Origin of the sequence: Pseudomonas sp. NPDC087626 (assembly GCF_044743405.1) — a bacterium.
GTDB lineage: Bacteria > Pseudomonadota > Gammaproteobacteria > Pseudomonadales > Pseudomonadaceae > Aquipseudomonas.
The window spans coordinates 1-15,793 of the sequence record NZ_JBIUWJ010000056.1 but is presented as its reverse complement, the minus strand read 5'-3'; the positions used below and the strand labels follow the sequence as shown (position 1 = coordinate 15,793).

10 protein-coding genes are annotated in these 15,793 nt (G+C 64.6%); 2 read left to right on the top strand and 8 right to left on the bottom strand.

Annotated features, from left to right (window positions below; all coding sequences use genetic code 11):
- Positions 1–350: 350 nt before the first annotated feature.
- Positions 351–1,238: a 3-hydroxyisobutyrate dehydrogenase gene (mmsB, locus tag ACIOVD_RS27410; protein WP_095171294.1), complete on the bottom strand. Its 888-nt coding sequence runs from the start codon at positions 1,236–1,238 to the stop codon at positions 351–353.
- Positions 1,239–1,251: 13 nt separating this feature from the next.
- Positions 1,252–2,778 (bottom strand): CoA-acylating methylmalonate-semialdehyde dehydrogenase, encoded by a 1,527-nt coding sequence (locus ACIOVD_RS27405; RefSeq protein ID WP_095171296.1) that lies wholly within the window; start codon positions 2,776–2,778, stop codon positions 1,252–1,254.
- Positions 2,779–2,927: 149 nt separating this feature from the next.
- On the opposite strand from ACIOVD_RS27405, the gene ACIOVD_RS27400 reads away from it, so the two are divergent.
- Positions 2,928–3,875, top strand: coding sequence for a LysR family transcriptional regulator (locus ACIOVD_RS27400; RefSeq protein ID WP_095171298.1), 948 nt, complete (start codon positions 2,928–2,930; stop codon positions 3,873–3,875).
- Here ACIOVD_RS27400 and ACIOVD_RS27395 read toward each other — a convergent pair.
- The 6 genes from ACIOVD_RS27395 to recC all read right to left on the bottom strand — a co-directional run bounded on the left by ACIOVD_RS27395 (position 3,872) and on the right by recC (position 15,604).
- Positions 3,872–4,375, bottom strand: a complete 504-nt coding sequence (locus ACIOVD_RS27395; RefSeq protein ID WP_401131291.1) for an OmpA family protein — start codon at positions 4,373–4,375, stop codon at positions 3,872–3,874. The genes ACIOVD_RS27400 and ACIOVD_RS27395 overlap by 4 nt on opposite strands.
- Before the next feature lie 4 nt (positions 4,376–4,379).
- Positions 4,380–5,648, bottom strand: a complete 1,269-nt coding sequence (locus ACIOVD_RS27390) for a diguanylate cyclase domain-containing protein (RefSeq protein ID WP_401131289.1) — start codon at positions 5,646–5,648, stop codon at positions 4,380–4,382.
- Positions 5,645–6,220 carry a YfiR family protein gene (locus ACIOVD_RS27385; protein WP_401131287.1) on the bottom strand — a complete coding sequence of 192 codons (576 nt, stop codon included), beginning with the start codon at positions 6,218–6,220 and terminating at the stop codon, positions 5,645–5,647. Before ACIOVD_RS27385 ends, ACIOVD_RS27390 begins: the two co-directional genes overlap by 4 nt.
- 146 nt (positions 6,221–6,366) lie before the next feature.
- On the bottom strand, positions 6,367–8,469 hold the full coding sequence (recD, locus tag ACIOVD_RS27380; protein WP_401131285.1) for an exodeoxyribonuclease V subunit alpha: 2,103 nt from the start codon (positions 8,467–8,469) through the stop codon (positions 6,367–6,369).
- Entirely contained in the window at positions 8,466–12,155 is a 3,690-nt protein-coding gene (gene recB / locus ACIOVD_RS27375) for an exodeoxyribonuclease V subunit beta (protein ID WP_401131283.1), read from the bottom strand. Before recB ends, recD begins: the two co-directional genes overlap by 4 nt.
- Entirely contained in the window at positions 12,155–15,604 is a 3,450-nt protein-coding gene (recC, locus tag ACIOVD_RS27370; RefSeq protein WP_401131281.1) for an exodeoxyribonuclease V subunit gamma, read from the bottom strand. Before recC ends, recB begins: the two co-directional genes overlap by 1 nt.
- On the opposite strand from recC, the gene ACIOVD_RS27365 reads away from it, so the two are divergent.
- On the top strand, positions 15,603–15,793 hold a 191-nt coding region (locus ACIOVD_RS27365), incomplete at its 3' end, for a hypothetical protein (RefSeq protein WP_401131279.1). The two genes, recC and ACIOVD_RS27365, sit on opposite strands and share 2 nt — an antisense overlap.

Sequence of the window (15,793 nt, the reverse complement as noted above, 5' to 3'; positions counted from 1 at the left end):
CCGCACTGGGCCAGGGAGGGCCCATTGCGGCGGCCCCCCAAATCAATGTCGGAGTACGGGCATGCCGAGCCTAAGCGAGGCACCGAGTGGTGGGGCAAGAGCGTTTTGCTTACTTTTGCGCTGTTCAAAAGTGAGCCGCCGTCAGGCGGAACCATAGGAGGCCGTTACCGCAAGAATGGATATGTACCCCGCCTAATCCAACACCCCAGAGGCCGCCACGATAGCAAGCTCCCTCGCCACAGACCGCTATGCCGCGATGGGACCGGCACAGCCAGCATTTACGGCCACTGACACACCACCATCCCTGGCAAGCCCGGACCCACAGGCTGTTGTGTGTGGCAGTGCCTGTTTTACTGCGGCTTGCGGTAGCTGTTGATGATGGCCGAGAAATCCTGGCCACCTTCACCGCGCAGGCTCATGGCCTGGTACAGCTGCTGGGCCACCGCGCCCATTACCACAGGCTGATGCGCCTGGCGTGCTGCCTCGGTGGCCAGGCCGAGGTCCTTGAGCATCAGTTCGGCACCAAAACCACCGGTGTAGCCGCGCGAAGCTGGCGCGGTTTCCACCACCCCAGGCCAAGGGTTGTACATCTCCGAACTCCAGCAACGGCCGGTCGAGCTGTTGATGATCCCCGCCAGCACGCCGGTGTCGATCCCCAGCGCGTCGCCCAGGGCCATGGCTTCACTGACACCAACCATGGAAATGCCCAGCAGCAGGTTGTTGCAGATCTTGGCGATCTGCCCGGTGCCGACTTCACCGCAGTGCACGATGTTGCGGCCCATCTGCGCCAGCACCGGTTGCAGGGTGGCGAACAGCTCCACCGTAGCGCCGACCATGAAGGTCAGGGTGCCGGCCGCCGCACCACCGGTGCCACCGGACACCGGTGCGTCAGCCATGGTTACGCCCTGCTTGGCTGCCGCTGCGGCGACATCGCGGGCGGTCTGCGGGTCGATGGTGCTGCAGTCCACCGCCGGGACCCCTTTGCCGATCCCCGCCAGTACGCCGTCTTCACCCAGCCAGACGCTGCGCACATGCACCGCGGCCGGCAGCATGGTGATTACCAGTTCGGCACCCTGCGCGGCTTCACGGGCCGTGGCGCTGATGTGCCCGCCCAGTTGCTCCAGCTCGGCCAGCACCGCCTTGTTCAGGTCGACCAGGTTCAACGAATGGCCGGCCTTGATCAGGTTGCGCGCCATCGGCGCGCCCATGTTGCCCAGACCAATAAACGCAATCTTCATGATGTCGGGCTCCTTAGCGCAGGTTGATCGTGGTGTTCACACCGTCGTTGACGCTGTTGTCATCAAACCAGCGGCTGGTGACGGTCTTGGTCTGAGTGTAGAACTGCACCACTTGCTTGCCATACGGGCCCAGGTCGCCGAGCTTGGAGCCACGGGAACCGGTGAAGCTGAAAAACGGCACTGGCACCGGGATCGGGATGTTGATACCCACCTGGCCGACGTCGATTTCGCTCTGGAACTTGCGCGCCGCCGCCCCGCTCTGGGTGAACAGGCCGGTACCGTTGCCGAACGGGTTGGCGTTGACCATGGCGATCGCCTGGTCAAGGGTGTCGACTTCGAGCACCACCAGCACCGGGCCGAAGATTTCCTGGGTGTAGATCTGCATGTCGGTGGTCACCCCGGAGAACAGGGTCGGGCCGACGAAGTTGCCTTGCTCGAAGCCCGGGACGCTAATCTCGCGACCATCGAGTTCCAGCTTGGCGCCTTCCTTGATACCGCTTTCGATCAGGTCGAGGATCCGTGCCTTGGCGCGCTTGGAGATCACCGGGCCGACATCGGTGCCTGGCTCACTGCCGGCATTGACCTTGAGTTTTTGCGCCAGCGCCTTAAGGTCCGGCAGCCATTGCTTGGCCGCACCTACCAGGACCACTACCGAGGTGGCCATGCAGCGTTGCCCGGCCGCACCGAAACCGGCACCGACCAGGGCGTTGAGGGTTTGCTCGCGGTTGGCATCCGGCAGTACCACGGCGTGGTTCTTGGCGCCCATCATCGATTGCACGCGTTTGCCGTGCTTGCCGGCCAGGTCGTAGACGTGGGTGCCAACCGCGGTCGAACCGACGAAGGACACCGCCTTGATGTCCTTGTGGGTGCACAGCGCATCCACCACGTCCTTACCGCCGTGCACCACGTTGAGCACACCGGCCGGTACGCCGGCTTCGATCGCCAGTTCCACCAGCAGCAAGGTCGACAGCGGGTCCTGTTCGGACGGCTTGAGCACGAAGGTGTTGCCGCAGGCGATGGCCATCGGGAACATCCACAGTGGGATCATCGCCGGGAAGTTGAATGGGGTGATGCCAGCGCACACACCGATAGGCTGGCGCAGGGTATAGGTGTCAACGCCGCCGGCGACGTTCTCGGCAAACTCGCCCATTTGCAGGGTGCCGATGGAACAGGCGTGCTCGACCACTTCCAGGCCACGGAAAATGTCGCCTTCAGCGTCGGCGATGGTTTTGCCCTGCTCGGCACTGAGGACCACGGCGATGCGCTTGGAGTGCTCGCGAATCAAGGCCTGGAGCTTGAGCATGATGCGCATCCGCGCGCCGATCGGGGTCAGCTTCCAGGTCTGGAACGCACGATGGGCGGCGTCGATGGCAGCGTTGACTTCTTCAGCGGTGGCAAACGGCACCTTGGCCAGCACTTGCTGGGTCGCCGGATTGACGATGTCGTGCCATTCGGTGGTCTTGGACTCGACCCATTGACCGTCGATCAACAGCTTGGCCGTTTGCACGGTGGTTTCGTTGGGCGTGAGGGATGCGTTCATGCTGGTCTCCGGGACTTATAGTTATGCTGGGAGCCAAGGCGAACAAGCCGCCTTGAGATGAGGCGTGGACCGCGACGTGGTGGGCGGACTGTTTTTGGAGTATAGATGTGCAAACTTCTAATAAGAACGCACATAAAAGCCGGTCCAACATGCAAAAAAACATCACATCGCTGGGCTCCCTGAACTGGGATGACTTGAAGTTTTTCCTCGAGGTGGCCCGTACCCGCAAGGCCAGCACGGCCGCCAAACGCCTGGCCGTGGATTACACCACGGTGTCGCGGCGCATCAGTTCGCTGGAAGGCGCCCTGGGCACCCTGCTGTTCGAGAAGTCGCGGACCAACGGCTTTGTCCTCACCGCCGAGGGCCAGCGCCTGCTGGGCTATGCCGAGTCGATAGAAAGCACCCTGCACATGGCGTGCGAGCAGGTGTCAGGTTCGGGGGTGGCGTTGTCCGGGCATGTGCGCATGGGCTGTACCGAAGGCTTCGGCAGCTTTTTCATCACGCCGCAGTTGAGCCACTTCGTCGATGCCTACCCGGCGATCTCGGTGGACATCCTGCCGCTGCCGCACTTCATCAGCCTGTCCAAGCGCGAAGCGGACATCGTCATTGCTCTTGAGCGCCCGGAACACGGGCCGTATGTCTGCTGCAAACTCTGCGACTACCGCCTGCAGCTGTACGCGACCCAGGACTACCTCGACCAACACCCGCCCATCCGCCGCCCGGCGGACCTGGCCCAGCATCAGTTCATCAGTTATGTCGACGACCTGGCCTTCAGCTCGGAGCTGCTGTACCTGGCCAACGTCCTGCCCGGCGCCAGCGCCAACCTGCGCAGCACCAGCGTGATCGCCCAATTCGTCGCCGCCCAGCAAGGCCGCTCGCTGGCCATCCTGCCGTGCTTCCTGGCGGCCCAGGATGCACGGCTGCTGCCGGTGCTACCGGCAGAAATCAACATCACCCGGCAGTTCTGGATGTACTGCCGCGAGGATTTGCGCAAGCTCAAGCGGATTACCCTGCTCTGGGACTACATCCGTAACGTGACCGAGCAGAACCAGGGGTTGTTGATGGGTGAGACCCGCCAGATACACTTTGCCGATTAGTCGGCGCTGACCACGATGGCCACGCGGCGGTTTTCGGTGCGGCCGGTGGCGGTTTTGTTCGAGGCTACCGGTACGCTGCTGCCGAGGCCGCGCAGTTGGACGTTTTCTTCACGCATGCCGACGCGGGTCAGTACGTTGCGCACGCTCTTGGCGCGGCGCATGGACAGTTGCTGGTTGTAGGCTTCCTTGCCGGAGGCATCGGTGTGGCCGTCGACTCGCACGCGGTCGATGCCAACTCCCAGTAGCGCCTTGCCGATGCGCTCGACAATTTCCGTGCTCTGCGCGTTGAGGCTTTCCACGTCGCTGCCGAACAGCACCTTGCCCGACAGGCCAAACGCCCAGCCTTCGTCAGTCAGTTCGAACCCCTGCTGTTTGAGCACGGCGATCTGCGCGGGGGTCAGGCCCTTTTGCGGCGCCGTCTGGCACCCGGTCAAGGCCAGCAGGGCCATGAACAGGGTCAGGGTGAAGAATCGAAGGGAACGCTGGGTAACTGAGAACACGAGGTTAGCTCCTGGTTTTAAGATTGGCGGCAAGGTGCTCCGACCGTGCCGTGTATTGCCCGCCTCGGGAGAGGCGTTTGGCCTGGTACATCGCCGCGTCGGCGGCATGTAACAAGGTGCCAGGGGTGGCACCATGATCCGGGTAAAGCGCGATCCCGACACTCAGCGAGGTCTGGACCGAGGAGCCATCAGGCAACTGCACCGGCAGTGCCATGCTGGCGATGATCTTGCCGGCAATGCGCTCGGCATCTTCGATCTTGTGCAGAGGGGTCAGCAGCACAGCAAACTCATCGCCACCGAGCCGCGCCACCAGGTCTTCTTCGCGCAATTGCGCACGTACCCGGGTGGCCACCGCTACCAGCACCGCATCGCCGGCCGCGTGCCCGTAGCTGTCGTTGATGCCCTTGAACCGGTCGCTGTCGAGAAACAGCACGGCCACTCGTTCGTTGTACTTGCTGGCACTGCGCACGGCCCGCGCCAGCCGCCCTTCGAAGAAGGCCCGGTTGGGCAACCCGGTGAGGCTGTCGTGATTGGCCTGGTGCGCCAGGCTTTCGTTTTCGCTCTGCAGGTGGGTCTGCCAGGACTCCAGTTCGTCGAGCAAGGCATTGAAGTCGTTGCCCAGGCTGTCCAGCTCGGCGATGCGCGCCGGCGGCACGCGCTGGTCAAAGGCGCGCTCGCTGCGGGCCGCGTGCGCCACTCGCGCCAGGCTGCGCAACGGCCCGGTGATGCCCTTGAGTTGGCGCCGCGCGAGGAACAACGCAACCCAGGCGCTGAGGGCGCTGCACAGGATAATCCCCGCCAGGCCGCTGAGCAGGAAGCGCATCAGGCTGCCGCCATGGCCGATGATCAGGATGCTGCCGACTTCCCGGTCCTGATGGACGATGGGCATGCGGATCGGTTCTTCCAGTACGCTGCGGGCGATCTGTGCTTCCAATGCCGAGACCAGCCCGTGTTCACCACGCTGCCAGCGGGCCAACAACTGGCCCTGGGCATCGAACACCTGCGCGTCGGCCACTTCTTCGGTGGAGGCGATCAAGGCCAGCGCTTCGTTGGCGGCGGCCTTGTCGTTGAACACCACCGCCGCTTCCACGGTGTAATTGATGGAACGGGCGATCAGGTGCAGGTTGTGATCGGCATACACCCGCAACGCCAGCACACCGAGCACCGTCAGGGACAAGCTGGTCATGGCCACCCCGACCAGCGCCACGATCAGGTTGCCACGGCCAATGACTGAACGCAGGGTCGGACGCCCGTCTCGGTTGAACAGGTTCATGGCGCTACCGACTTGCGACGCGAGAGTTGCAATACGCTGGGGTGAATGCGCACGCCGCTGCGCGCCACCGAGTCGAGGTTGACCTCGAACGACACTTGCTGGTCGCTGACTCGCAAGCAAAACAGGCTGCCCACCGCGCAATGCTCGTCGGCCTCGCTGATGCTCAGCACCGGGTGCCCGATCAACGAGGTGAACAAGCCACTGCGTTCCTCGGCGCTCAGTTCGCCGATATAGACCGCATCACATTCAGTGGCGATAGCCGGGTAGCTCGCCAACAGTCGGCGCACCAACACCGGACGGCCGGTGGCCTGGGTGGTGCCCTTGACCAGGTCGTCGGTGTATTGGGTAGGGCCGAGGAGGCACAGGCGCAATTTGTCGGGTTCGACCGGCCAGCGGGCGTAGCTGAGAATCCCCAGCACCACCTGGGTCACCGAGCGGGCGCGCTGGTCGGCCATGCTGGCCGGCAATCGGCTTTCGGCGAACAGTTGCACGCTGAACAGACAGAGAATCCCAGCCAGCACCAAGCGCTTGCAGCTCATCATGGATTCTGTCGTCCAGACAGCCAGCTTCATGCGGGGATTCTCGTTGATTGCGACAAAATGATGCCGCAACGATAGCACAGCGCCGATACCCCGGCGAGGACGCCCCGCCTGCCAGCCCGCGGGGCTATGCCGTTTGTTGCAGTACTGGCGTGACGCTGAGGAAGCTGACCGATCGGTCACCTATTGCTGGCGTCCGCCAATTCCAGCATCAGCCCGCTCAAGCGCTTGACCTTGCGCTTGACCGCCTCTTCAAACACCCCGCTGCGCGACTCGATCAGGCTGAACCAATCCTTGGCCCGGGTGATGCCGGTGTAGATCAGTTCCTTGGTCAGCACCGGGTTGAGGGCGTCCGGCAGGATCAGCGCGGTGTGGGCGAATTCCGAGCCCTGGGATTTGTGCACGGTCATGGCGTAGACGGTCTCTACATCGTTGAGCCGACTGGGCAACACGAACCGTACCCCGCCCTGCCCGTCGTTGCGGGCAAAGGCCACGCGCAGCACCTGCTTGCCGCCAGGCAGGGCATCGCGCTCAGGCAATTTGAGGGCGATGCCGATGTCGCCGTTCATCAAGCCCAGGCCGTAGTCGTTGCGGGTCATCAGCACCGGACGACCTTCGTACCACTGCTGGTCGCTGTCGATCAGCCGGGCCTTGAGCAGCGCCGCAGTGATGCGCTGATTGAGTCCTTCGACGCCCCAGGGGCCCTTGCGCACCGCGCACAGCAGCTGGAACGCATCGAAGGCCTGCAACACCTGCCGCGCCCAATCCGTCCACACCTGATCCTCAGGCAAGGCGTCCGGGCTGGGGCGCTGGTTGCGCAACAGGCTCAGGTAATGCCGGTAACCCTGCGGCCCGTCACCGTGACCTTCCAGCAACAGGCGCTCCAGGGCCCGGTCCTGCTCGCCCTTGAGCGCCAGGACAAACAGGTCGGCGTGACTGCGAGCCGCCAGCAACTTGCGCGCCTCCTCGGCCTGCTGCTGGTTGACCCAGCGCGCCAACTGGCCGATGCCACTGCCTTCGCCAAAGCGCCGCGAGTGACGCAACATCACCACTTGTTGCGCCAGCGGGTGGCTGGCGTCGAGGTCTTCCTGCAGGCCGCTGCTGCCCAGGTCCTCAGCGCTGACCGACTCCAGCCAGGCCCGGGTCTGCGGGCTATACCAGCCAGCTTCGGCATCCCGGCACAGGTCGCCCAGCACGGCACCGGCTTCCACCGACGCCAGTTGGTCCTTGTCGCCCAGCAGCACCAGGCGGGCATGGAGCGGCAAGGCGTCGAGCAGATTGGCCATCATTTCCAGGTCGATCATCGACGCCTCATCCACCACCAGCACGTCCAGCGGCAGGCGATTGCCAGCGTGATGGCGAAAGTGCCGAGTGCCGGGACGGCTGCCCAGCAGGCGGTGGACCGTGGTTACGTCAGCGGGGATCTTGTCCCGCACCGCGTCGGCGACCTGCAGGCTGCGTACCTGTTGGCTGATGGACTCGGTGAGGCGCGCGGCCGCCTTGCCCGTCGGAGCCGCAAGGCGAATGCGCAGCGGCTTGCCCGCCTCCACGGCAGGCGCCTGGAGCAACGCCAGCAAGCGCACCACGGTGGTGGTCTTGCCGGTGCCCGGTCCGCCGGTAATGATGCTGAAGGCACTGCGGGTGGCCAGGGCGCAGGCGAGCTTCTGCCAGTCGATCGGCGCACCGGCGCGCGCCTGGCCGAACAGCCCGCCCAGGCGCTCGGGCAGGTCGACCGGGGTCGGTTCGGCGGCGACCAGGCGCTGGCGCAGCGCCTGGTCGATGCGCCGTTCGTAGGCCCAGTAGCGGCGCAAGTACAGGCGTTTGCCGGACAGCACCAACGGGCGCTGCAGGGTTTCTTCACGTCCGTCGGCGGCCAGCGCCACCAACGGGCTGGAGGCCAGCACCTTGCACCAGTGCGCGCCGTCCAGGCCTTCGAGCAATTGCGAGGGCAACAACTGGGCGCCAGTCTGCACGTCGCCTTCCGGTGGCAAGGACAGGGCGAAGTCCGGCGCTTTGAGGGTCTCGAACAGGTCGAGGCAGACGTGACCATGCCCCAGTTGGTGACTGGTCAAGGTCGCCGCCAGCAGCACCAGTGGATCGTCTTGCGGCGCCCGCTCGTGAAGGAAGGCGACGAAGGCTTTGTCCAGCGCGCGCAGCCAGCCGCGCTCGACCCAACGCTCCAGCAGCAGCAACAAATCGCCGGCGCTGCTCAGGGGCTGGAGTTGCGCCAGGCTCTCGGCCGTCAGCGGCGTGGGTAACAGGTCGGCAAAGGAACGGTTCATAGCAATACACCCTGCTCCCAGGCCGGTTCAGGCTTGGCTTCTGGTTTGCCCTGGAACAAGCGGTCCAGGCGTTCGATCAGCTCGCGCGGCGGGCGGGCGAAATAGGCGCCCTGGCTCGCCGCCCGGGTACCGCGCAAAAACAGGTACAGGGCGCCGCCCATGTGCCGGTCGTAGTCGTAGTCGGCAAGACGCGCCTTGAGTTGACGATGCAGGGCCAGCAGGTACAGCACGTATTGCAGGTCGTAGCGATGGTCGAGAATCGACTGCTCCATTGCCTGCTCGGTGTAGGCCGAATCGTCGCTGCCCAGCCAGTTGGATTTGTAGTCGGCCACGTAGTAGCGCCCGGCGTGCTCGAAGGTCAGGTCGATAAAGCCCTTGAACATGCCGTTGAGCAGCATCGACTCGGCACCCACCCGGGCGACGCCGCCGTGGGTGTATTGGCGCACCAGTTCGTCGAGCTTGAGCACATCGACTTTATGGCTGGCGAACCAGAACTCCATCTCGACCCGGTATTCGCGCAGGTGTCCGAGGACCACCGGCGGTTGCTCGGCGCCCAGGCGCAGCGGGACCTGCAGCAAGTGCTGCAGCCAGTCGCTCAGCGTGACGATCCAGCCCTGCCAGCCGCGACGGTTGCAACGCCGGGCAATGGCGTCGTCGATCGCCTGCGGGTCGGCACTGAACCCCTCGTCACCGGCCCACTCCAGCAGGCCGTGGAGGAAGGTGCCGGGGTTGGGCCCACGCGGGAAGCGATGGATATCGCCGCCACTGGCCTGCACTTCACGGGGGGCATCGGGGTCGAGGCGTTCGTCATCGAACAGTTTTTGCGCCTGGGCACTTTCCGGGGCTTCCTCGCTGGCGGCAGCAAGGCTGTCGCCAATGCGCAGCCCACTGTAGGAGGCGACCCACCAGTTTTCCGCGGCCTTGCGCTTGGGACTCAGCGCTGCCAGCAACCGTGCGGCGTTGCGCGGCGGCTGGTACTGCTCGTCGCTGGCGGCGGGCATCGGCTGATGCTGCAACGCCGCACAACCTTGCTCCAGCGCATGCAGCCAGGCGGACAGGCCACTGGACTGCGCCAGCGCAGCACCGCCGCCGAGCACATAGCCCAGGGCCGACAGGTGCAATACCGAGCTGTTGCTGTTGCCACGCTTGAGGTCGGCGACACCCAGCCAGCACGCATGCTGGGCGCGGGTCAGGGCCACATAGAGCAGGCGCAGGTCTTCGGCCAGGCGTTCATGGTCGGCCAGGGCGATCAGCTCGGGCGTCGGGTTCAGGGTGACCTGGGGTTTGCCGCGCTCATCGTGGTAGTGCAACGGCAAGCGACTGCCATCCACCGGCTTGGCCGAGCAGATAAATGGCAGGAACACCAGCGGGTACTCCAGGCCTTTGGATTTGTGGATGGTCACCACCTTGACCAGTTGCTCGTCGCTTTCCAGGCGCAGAATCTGTTCCTCACCCGCCTGCCCGGACAACGCCAGGTGCTCGGACAGGTGACGGATCAGTGCCTGCTCGCCGTCGAGTTCGGCGGCGGCCTGTTGCAACAGTTCCGAAAGGTGCAGCAGGTTGGTCAGCACCCGCTCGCCATCACTGCGGGCGATCAGCACTTGCGGCAACTGGAAGTCGTGGAGCAGGCGCCGTAGCATCGGCAACACGCCCTGCTTGCGCCAGACCTCGCGATATTGGCGGAACTGCATGACCCGCGTTTCCCAGGCCAGCTCATCCTGGTTCAGGCGCTCCAGTTCGCTCAGCGACAGGTTCAAGGTGGTGCTGGCCAGGGCCGCCCGCAGCGGGCGCTCGACATCCGGTTCGGCGCACGCCTTGAGCCAGCTCAGCAGGTCATGGGCCTCCTGGGCGGCGAACACCGAGTCCTTGTCCGAGAGATAGACGCTGCGCACGCCGCGGGCCGACAACTCATGGCGCACCGCTTGGGCTTCCTTGCCGTCGCGCACCAGGATCGCGATGTCGGCCGGCAACAAGCCCTTGAGGGCCTGGCTGTCGCGGACAAAACCCGCCCGCCCCTGCTGGCCGCCATTGAGCAATGCGGTGATTTGACTGGCGCAGGCCGCGGCCAGTTGCTGGCGATAGACCACCCCGGAAAGCGCCTGTTCACTGGGCAGATGCCAGAGGTTCAGCGCCGGCACGGCCTGGCCGTCGATCTGCAACGACTCCTTGCGCCCCTGGGATTCGACGGGAGCGAAGGGCACCGGATTGTCACCGCTAGGCTCGCGGAACAGAAACGCGCCCCGGCCCTGCTCCCGCAGTTCGGCAGTCTGGAACACGTGGTTCACCGCCGCGACCATGCCGTGGCTGGAGCGAAAGTTGGTACCCAGGGTGTGCAGGCGGCCGGTGGTGGCCTGGCGCGCTCGCAGGTAGGTGTAGATGTCGGCGCCACGGAAGGCGTAGATCGCCTGCTTCGGGTCACCGATCAGAAACAGCCCGCACTCCGGGTCGTTGTCTTCGATGCGGTAGATGCGCTCGAAGATGCGGTACTGCACCGGGTCGGTGTCCTGGAATTCATCGATCAAGGCAACCGGGAACTGCTCACGGATCAAGGTCGCCAGGCGCTCGCCGCCATCGGCCTGCAACGCTGCGCGCAGGCGCAGCAGCATGTCGTCGAAGCCCATTTCGGCACGCCGGCGTTTCTCTTCCTCAAAACGCCCGCCCACCCACTGCGCCGCATGCTTCAACACGGCGGCGTCCGGGGTCGGCAGCGCATCGAGCCGGGCCTTCAGGCCGGCCATCGCGTCCAGCCCGGGATGGTCCGGCGCCTGGCCTTTCCAGGCTTCGGCCATGCCCTCGGGTGTCAGGCGGATGAAGCCGGTGCCAATGTCCAGTTGCTCGAGGGCTGGATCTTCAGCCCAGGCGCTGATTTTCTCGAACCAGGGCTCGAAGTAGCGCGCTTGCATCTTGCGCCCGTCGACCGCCTTGCTGGCGACGCCTTGCAGGCAGATGTCCCGCAGCTCCTGCGCCCAGACCAGCCAGGGCGCCTTGAGTGTCACCAGGGCCTCGCGCCGCTGCTCAAGGCAGGCGGCGATCAACTGCTGCGGCGACTCGCCTTCGATGCTGTCGCGCTCACTGTCGAACAGGCCGCGCACTCGCGCGAGCAACGCGGCAGGTCCGCCCCAGTTGGCACGGACCCAGTTCAGCGCATCGCCCTGCATGGGATAGCAATACAGGCGCCAGTAGTCACGCACCACTTCGCCGAGCAGATCGCTGTGGTCGGTTTCCAGGGATTGGGTAAACAGGCTGCCGCTGTCGAAAGCATGTTCGCGCAGCATGCGCTGGCACCAGCTGTGGATGGTCGAGACGGCTGCCTCGTCCATCCACTGCGCGGCGATGTCCAGGCGGTTGGCACAGGCGGGCCATTGCTCAGAGCGGTATTCGGCGCGCAGGTCGGCAATCAGGCTGTCGGGAGCCGGGGTCTCGTCGCGGAAAAACCGTGCGGCTTCGGCCAGGCGTGTGCGGATTCGCTCGCGCAGTTCCTTGGTGGCCGCGTCGGTGAAGGTCACGACGAGGATCTGCGGCGGCAACAATTCGCGGCCAAAGCCGCTGGTGGCGTCACCGTGGCCAAGCACCAAGCGCAGGTACAGCGCGGAGATGGTGAAGGTCTTGCCAGTGCCGGCGCTGGCTTCGATCAATTGGCTGCCGCGCAGGGGAAACGCCAGGGCCAGGGGCAATGTCGCGGTCATCAATTTGACTCCTCGCCGGTCAGTGAGCGCCAGGGTGCCACGAGCAATGGCCGGTAGAGCGCATCGCACCAGCCGTCAAAGGTCTCGTCGGCCAGCAGGGCGTTGTAGTCGGGGAACTGGCGCGCCAGGGCCGGGCTTTCGCGGCGCTCACCCTCGGAAGTCTGGCCATCGCCTTCGTAGGCCTTGCGGGCAGCGGCATCCGCCTTGAGCGGGTCGGTCTGGCCGAGCCAGGCGAAGGCGGTCTTGACCGCGATGGGCAGGGGCTGGCGCATGCCCGCTTGCCAGGCTTGCATCAGTTCACCGAGGAGCTGCTCGGCATGGGGCTGATCCAACGGGTCCAGCAGCAGGCTGTCATCACTGGCGACCAACCCGGTGGTCATCGACAGGCCGCTGGCACAGGCCACCAGGTGATTGACCCAGGGCCGGATCAGGCGATGCCACTTACGCGTCTTGGGCGATCCGATGCTGTTGGGAATGCTGGTGACTGTCAGCAACCCACCATCGCTGCGCTGATGCAGGCCACCCAGCCAACCTTCCAGGCTCACGCCCTGCAGGTTGAGCGATACGGGCAAGGCGCTGGTCAGTGGCGTAGGCCACAACTGCAGCAGGTGTTGATAACGCTGCAACAGGTCAGGAAGCGGCTCGATCAATTCACGCTGCAGGCACTCGCCAAAACCGGCCATGGGCAGCAAGCCGCTGTCCTGCAGGCGCTTGGCCTGAGCCAGCAACGCGGGCTCGGGTTGATCCAGATGGCCGAGGGCGGCGGTCAGCAGACTGTCGCTCAGGCTGTAGCGCTGCAAGGCATCGAGGACGAAAGGTTCTTCGTCAGCCAGCGGCGCTTCGGCGGCTTCGAAAAATACTTTCAGGCGCTGGCTGAAAAAGTGCCGGACCGGGTTGCGCAGGAAATCCTGGAGCTGGCCCAGGGACAACGGCTCTTCTTGCACGTAGGGGTCCAGCAGTGTCGACGCTGGTGGGGCCGCGTGCTGCTCGTGCAGCAGCTGCCATTCCCGGGCATAGCTGAACAGCCCATCGCCTTCATGGAAATAACGGGCGCTGAAGGGTTGCAACGGGTGTTCCTGGGTCAGCGCTTCGAGCAGTGCATCTGGCTCGCCGGCGAGCTTCCAGCCATTGGCCAGGTGGTCACGCAACTGTCCGATCAGCACCGAGGCCGGACGCTCGCTGTTGTCGCGGATGCTGCGCCCGACCCAACTGATGTAGAGCTGGTCCCGCGCCGAGAGCAAGGCCTCGAGCAGCAGGTAACGGTCATCCTCGCGCCGTGAACGATCGCCGGGGCGGTAGTCGCTGCCCATCAGGTCGAAGTCCAGCGGTGGTTGGGCACGCGGGTAGTCGCCGTCGTTCATGCCCAGCAGGCACACCAACTTGAAGGGGATGGCGCGCATCGGCATCAGGGTGCAGAAATTCACCGCGCCGGCGAGGAAGCGTTGGGACAGGCGGCCCTGATCGAGGCCGGCCAACCAGGCTTCGCGCACCACCGTCAGGGGCAGCGGATCGTGCAGGCCAACTGACTCACAGGTCTCCAGCCAGGTTTCACGCAGCAATTGGAGCTGGGCCAGCAGGTAGTCATCGTGTTCGTTGCTGGCCAGGAAAAACAGCTGCATCAGTGCTTGCAAGCGGCTGCCCCATTGTTCGGGGGAAGCGGCCTGGCTGAGTTCATCGTGGGCGATCTGCAAGGCATCGAGCAAGGCCACCAGGGGCCCGATCAAGGCCGCATCCAGGCCGCCGATTTCATCGTAGGGTTCGATGCCGTCGCAGGCCTGGCCACTGCCCACCGCGTAGCCGAGCAGCATGCGCCGCAAGCCGAAGCGCCAACTGTTCTGCTCCAGTGCGTCGGGCAGGCCGAGGCCGGCGCGTTGCTCGGCGCTCATGCCCCAGCGGATCCCGGCGCCTTCGATCCAGCGATGCAGGGTCGGCAGGTCGCGCTCCTGTACCCCGAATCGCGCGCGCAAGGCGGGCACGTCCAGCAGGTCGAGGATTTCGCTGACCGGGAAACGGCTGTCGGGCAACTTCAGCAGGTGCTCCACGGCAATCAGCAGCGGATCACGGCCGCGCTGGCCCTGGTCGGTGAGGGTAAACGGAATGAAGCGCGGATCAGTGCGCTCCAGCTGCCCGAATACCGCGCTGATGTGCGGCGCATAGCTGTCGACATCCGGCACCATCACGATCACATCCCGCGGGCGCAACTGGGGGTCGGCACTGAAGCGCGCGAGCAACTGGTCATGGAGGATCTCGACTTCCCGTTGCGCGCTGTGGGCTATGTGAAAACGGATCGACTCATCCTGCGCCAGATCCACGACTGGCCATAGTTCGCGGGTTTCGCTCAGCGGACGCAATTCGAGGATGTCGTCCTGCAGTTGGTTGAGCAGGGTCAGTGGCTGGCTTTCGCTGAACAGGTCGATACGCCCGTCGCGAAAGGCCGAGCGATAGCTGTTGGGATCGTCATAGCTGTCGAGCAGGTTGATGTAGTCGCGGCCTTGCTTGCCCCACGCCGCAAGCAGCGGGTGCGCGTGCTGATGCAGGGTTTGCGGATCGAGCACCACCGGCATCCCGGCCTTGCGCGCCTGGCGCTTGTATTGATGCCTTAACAGGTCTTTATCGGCGACGATGTCCGCCCAATGGTGTCGACAAGGGTTATGTACGCAGAGCAGCACCTGGCTGAAACGGGCCAGCCCGGCGAGTGCTTCCAGGGCCTGGGCCGGCAGCGAGGAAATACCAAAAACGATCACCCTGGACGGCAGGCCGGCAGGCGCGGTGTCGAGCCGGGTGATGGTCTCAATGAAACGTTGGTGAACCCCGGCGCGGCTCTGCGCCATGCCTTGCGCTCCGACGTCGAGCAATAGCGCACGCCACAACTCCGCCTGCCAGCAGTTGGCGGGGGTCAGCGGCTTGCTCTCGCCTCTGCCGTTGCGTAATTGATGGCGCCCGGCGGCCCAGTCTTCCAGCCAGTCGGCGCGGTACACCTGGTACTGGTCGAACAGGTCGGCGAGGCGCTCAGCCAGTTGGTAGCGTTTACGCAGGTCGGTATCGTGGGTCAGGAAGCGCTGCAGCGGTTCGAAATGTGGCTGATCGATCAGTTCGGGCAGCAGGCGCATCAGGCGCCAGGTCAGCGGGGCCTTGTCCAGCAAGGACTTGGCGGGAATCTCGGCACGCCCCAGGACCAGGCGGTACAACTGCCACATGAAGCTGCCGGGCAATTGCACATCAATGGCTGCGGCAATGCCACAACCGCCCATGTCGTCTTCTTCCGGGTCTTCGGCCAATGCCAGCTTCAGCCATTGGGCGATACCGTTGCTCTGCACCAGGGCGATTTCGTTTTCCAGGGGCGCCAGCGGATAACGCCGCATCCAACTGACCACCAGGCTACGCAGTTCATCCAGGCGGTTGCCGTGAACCACCATAAAACCAGTACTGAGTAGCGAGCCGTCCGCCATGAATGCTTCCTTGGATAAGTGCCTGAGCCAGGGCCGAACCTTAGCATTTTGTGGCAGCCTGGTGCCGCCCGAAACGGGCACAGTAGGGTGCGCACTTTCTCGCGGACAAAAACAAAACCCCTACCTGCATACGCAGATAGGGGTTTCGGAATTTAATCTTGACGATGACCTACTCTCACATGGGGAAAC